At 74.6% G+C, this 3,560-nt stretch carries 4 protein-coding genes; 3 read left to right on the forward strand and 1 reads right to left on the reverse strand.

The features are described from left to right. Positions 1 to 886: 886 nt before the first annotated feature. Positions 887 to 1,582: a type III effector protein gene (locus ACZ52C_RS13390; RefSeq protein ID WP_469074840.1), complete on the reverse strand. Its 696-nt coding sequence runs from the start codon at positions 1,580 to 1,582 to the stop codon at positions 887 to 889. A gap of 142 nt (positions 1,583 to 1,724) precedes the next feature. Between ACZ52C_RS13390 and ACZ52C_RS13395 the strand changes: the two genes are divergently transcribed. From ACZ52C_RS13395 to ACZ52C_RS13405, 3 genes are all read left to right on the forward strand, one after another. Beyond that, positions 1,725 to 2,159 (forward strand): Hsp20/alpha crystallin family protein, encoded by a 435-nt coding sequence (locus tag ACZ52C_RS13395; protein ID WP_469074841.1) that lies wholly within the window; start codon positions 1,725 to 1,727, stop codon positions 2,157 to 2,159. 205 nt (positions 2,160 to 2,364) lie between these two features. After that, positions 2,365 to 2,847, forward strand: coding sequence for a DUF2267 domain-containing protein (locus ACZ52C_RS13400; RefSeq protein ID WP_469074842.1), 483 nt, complete (start codon positions 2,365 to 2,367; stop codon positions 2,845 to 2,847). A gap of 128 nt (positions 2,848 to 2,975) precedes the next feature. Next, positions 2,976 to 3,527 carry a GNAT family N-acetyltransferase gene (locus ACZ52C_RS13405; protein ID WP_365672689.1) on the forward strand — a complete coding sequence of 184 codons (552 nt, stop codon included), beginning with the start codon at positions 2,976 to 2,978 and terminating at the stop codon, positions 3,525 to 3,527. Positions 3,528 to 3,560 lie beyond the last annotated feature (33 nt).

Below are 3,560 nucleotides of genomic sequence, written 5' to 3' on the forward strand. Positions count from 1 at the left end.
CTTGGCACCAGCCCCGCACCCGGCGCTGGGTTCGGCGGTGCGCCTCGGCTCGGCGCCCGGTTTCCCGGCCTCGGGCCCGGCTCTGGGCTCGGCACCGGCCTCGCGCTTGGCACCAGCCCCGCACCCGGCGCTGGGTTCGGCGGTGCGCCTCGGCTCGGCGCCCGGTTTCCCGGCCTCGGGCCCGGCTCTGGGCTCGGCACCCCGCCCCGGTTTCAGGCCTTGCGTCCGGCACTGGGCCCGGCGCCCGGCCCTCGGCGTCGCGCCGGGTTCCCGGCCTCCCGCCGGGGGCTCCCGCCTCGGGCCCCGGCTCTTCCGCCCAACCTCTGACTCTTTGACCCTGTGCTTGGGTCCCAACCCGGGCCCTCCGGCCTGAGCCCGGGTTCCAGCCCTGGACCAGGGACTTGCACCGGCCTTACGGCCCTGAGCTCGGGTTCCGTACCGGGCCCCGGCTTGCGCTCCGGGCCCCAGCTTCCTTGGTACTGCTTCGGGCTTCCGGCCCCGGTCGTGGGCCCGCGTTGGCCCTACCCTGCACCCGGCCTCCGCTCCGGCCCCGGTCCTGGGCCTCGCGTTGGCTTTCCGGCCCTGCGCTCGGCTTCCGCGCCGGACCCCGGCCTCCGCCCCGGCCCCCGGCTTCTTGGTGCTGCTCTCGGCTTCCAGCCCAGGTCGTGGGCCCCGCATTCGCCCCCAGCCCTGCACCCCGGCCTCCGCCCCGGCCCCCCGGGCCCCGCACCCGGCTTCCGCCCCGAGCCCGGCTCCAAGGCCCCTCCGCCCCGGCACCCGACCTCCGGCGCCCACCCAGTGCCCGGCTCCCAACCTCATCCCCTCTCACCCCTCAACCCCTCCACCTCCGCAGCCCCGACACCACCCGCGGCCGGAGGCGGGGTGGTCACGGTCGGTTCTGGCGTTTGTCGGTGCTTGTGCGGCGGAGTCGGTCGGTGTGGCGTGTGATGTCGTCGACGCGGGCCGCGATCTCGGGGTGGCCCGGTGTCAGGTACGCGTGCGTGTCCGCCAAGGGGGCGATCAGTGCGGCCGCGTCGTCGTCCGCGAGAGCCGTGGTGAGCTCGACGACGGGGGCGCGCGCGGCGGCCGGGAGGTCCGTGAGCGCGGTGATCCGACCCGCGAGCCCGCGCAGGTCCGCGGCGTTGGCGCGGGCCCACGCGCTGACGCTGCGGTCGGCGGCGCGGCGGTCGCGCGTGGCCTGGACGCGCTGTTCGCCGGTGGACCCGGGGCGCCCGGGGCGCACCCGCAGGTAGCGGCGCTCGGCGGCCTGACGGCTGGAGACGCCCAGCGGATGCGCGAGATCGGCCCAGCTGGCGCCCGCCTCCCGGGCTGCCTCGATCAGCCCCGCCTCCCACTCGGCGAGCTGATCACGCGCCTCACGGAGCATCAGCAGCGCGGCGAGCGCCTGCTGCGAGCTGGCCGGGTCGGGCGCGGGCGGCTCCCCGCCCGGCTCTCCGTCCCGAGGTGTCCGGGCCGTGTGCAGGGCCTCGTGGATCGTGTCCAGCGCCGCCGCGGCCGCGAGGAAGGACGTGGGGGTGAGACCGCCGGGATCGGGGGCGGGCTGTTGGTCGGCGGTGGTCATGGGCCCTCCAGCGTCGCGCAGTCGCGGTGTCATCGTCTCGATGACTTTCCACTTGTCATCACTTGGATGACATGTTACAACGAAGGCAGGTGAAACGCATTGGCAGGAACGTGCCTGACCCGAACACTGGAGGTGTTTGACGATGTTGATGCGCACCGATCCGTTCCGTGAGCTGGACCGCCTCACCCAGCAGCTCCTGAACACGACCGGCACCTGGTCACGCCCGTCGGCCATGCCGATGGACGCCTACCGCGAGGGCGAGGAGTACGTCATCGCCCTCGACCTGCCCGGTGTGTCCCCGGACGCGATCGATGTCGACGTCGAGCGCAACATGCTGACCGTCAAGGCCGAGCGGCGCCCCGTCCCCAAGTCCGACGACGTGCAGATGGAGCTCTCCGAGCGTCCCCTGGGTGTCTTCTCCCGCCAGGTCGTGCTGGCCGACACCCTGGACACCGAGCACATCAAGGCGGACTACGACGCGGGTGTGCTGACCCTGCGGATCCCGATCGCCGAGCGCGCCAAGCCCCGCAAGGTCGCCATCGGCGGCGGCACCGCGCACCGGGAGATCCGCGGCTGAACCCCGGTCGGCCGCGACGGACAGAGGACGGGCACCCTCGGCCGTCCTCCACCCGTCCTCCCTCCGGCCGTCCTCTGCCCGTTCCCCCGGCGTCCTCCGCCCGTCCCACCGGCGGCCCGGGCGCAGCCCCCGGCCGCCGCCCCCCTAGCCCCCTTCGCGCCCCCACGGACGCGCCCCCTCGGACGAGAAAGGCAATCGCTTCACGATGTTCTCCCTGCAAGAGCCGTGCCGGCACACCGCGGGCATGACGTTCGAGCAGCTGCTGGAAAGAGTGCGCTACGAAGGCGCCTACCCCACCCGCGCACGGGCCGAGGAGGCCGTACGCGCCGTACTGACCGCCTTCGGTCGCCGCCTCACCGGCGACGAGCGCGTGGAACTCGCGGCCAGGCTGCCCCACGAGGCCGCTCGCTGCTTCACGGCGGCGATCCCCGACCCCGAACCCGTCACCGGCTGGGGCTTCGTCAAGGACCTGGCGTCGCGCACCGGCGGTACGGCGGCCACGACCCGATGGGACACGGGGACCGTCCTGCGGATCGTCGCGCAGCTCGCGGGCGACGACCTCCTCGACCGTATCCTCGCCCAACTCCCGCCCGGCTACGCCCTGTTGTTCGGCCGCGCCGAACTCACCCAGGCGCCCACGGCGTCCCTGGTGGGCGCGGGAGCCCCGACCGGCGCGACGCCCCTCTGAGGCACCCGGCGCCGCCCCACCCGACGGGGCCGAGGCCGCGGTGCCGCGGTCGACCCGTCGGGGGACACGCCGGGCCCGGGCCGGTGGACGTGTGCTGCGCCCGCCCGCTCCTCTGGAAGGCTGAAGGCATGACGGCCCACGGAGTCCCGGAATTCCTGCAGTTGACGTGCCCCGACGAGGTCACCGGTGAACTCAGACAGGAGATCGTCGACTGCTGGGGAGAGGTGGCCAACGCGGGCGGCGCGGTGCTCGCCACCGAGTTCCCGCCGCTGCCGGTCAGCGCCCGGGACGTCGCCCCCGTGGTCGACGGGCTCGTCCGCCGACTGCACCCGGGCCACGGCCGACTGCTCGTCGCCACCGTCGGCGGCTCGCTCGCGGGCTGGCTGATCCTGCGCCGCGAGCCGCACCCTCTGGGCGCGCACTGCGGCACGGTCAACCACGTCCAGACCCGTCCACGCCATCGCGGCCGGGGCGTCGGCGTCGCGCTGATGCACCGCGTCCGTGACATCGCGCGGGACGAGATGGGTCTGGAGCGGCTGTCGCTCTCCGCCCGGGGCGGCGTCGGCCTGGAGGACTTCTACCGCAAGGTCGGGTGGGTGGAGGTCGGCCGATGGCCCGGCGCACTGCGGATCGCGCCGGGCGACGACCGGGACTCGATCCTGATGAGCCTCACCCTCTGAACCACACCCCCAGCCCCCGGATCTATCCCGGCC

The sequence above is a fragment of the Streptomyces sp. NPDC034049 genome (assembly GCF_055575575.1).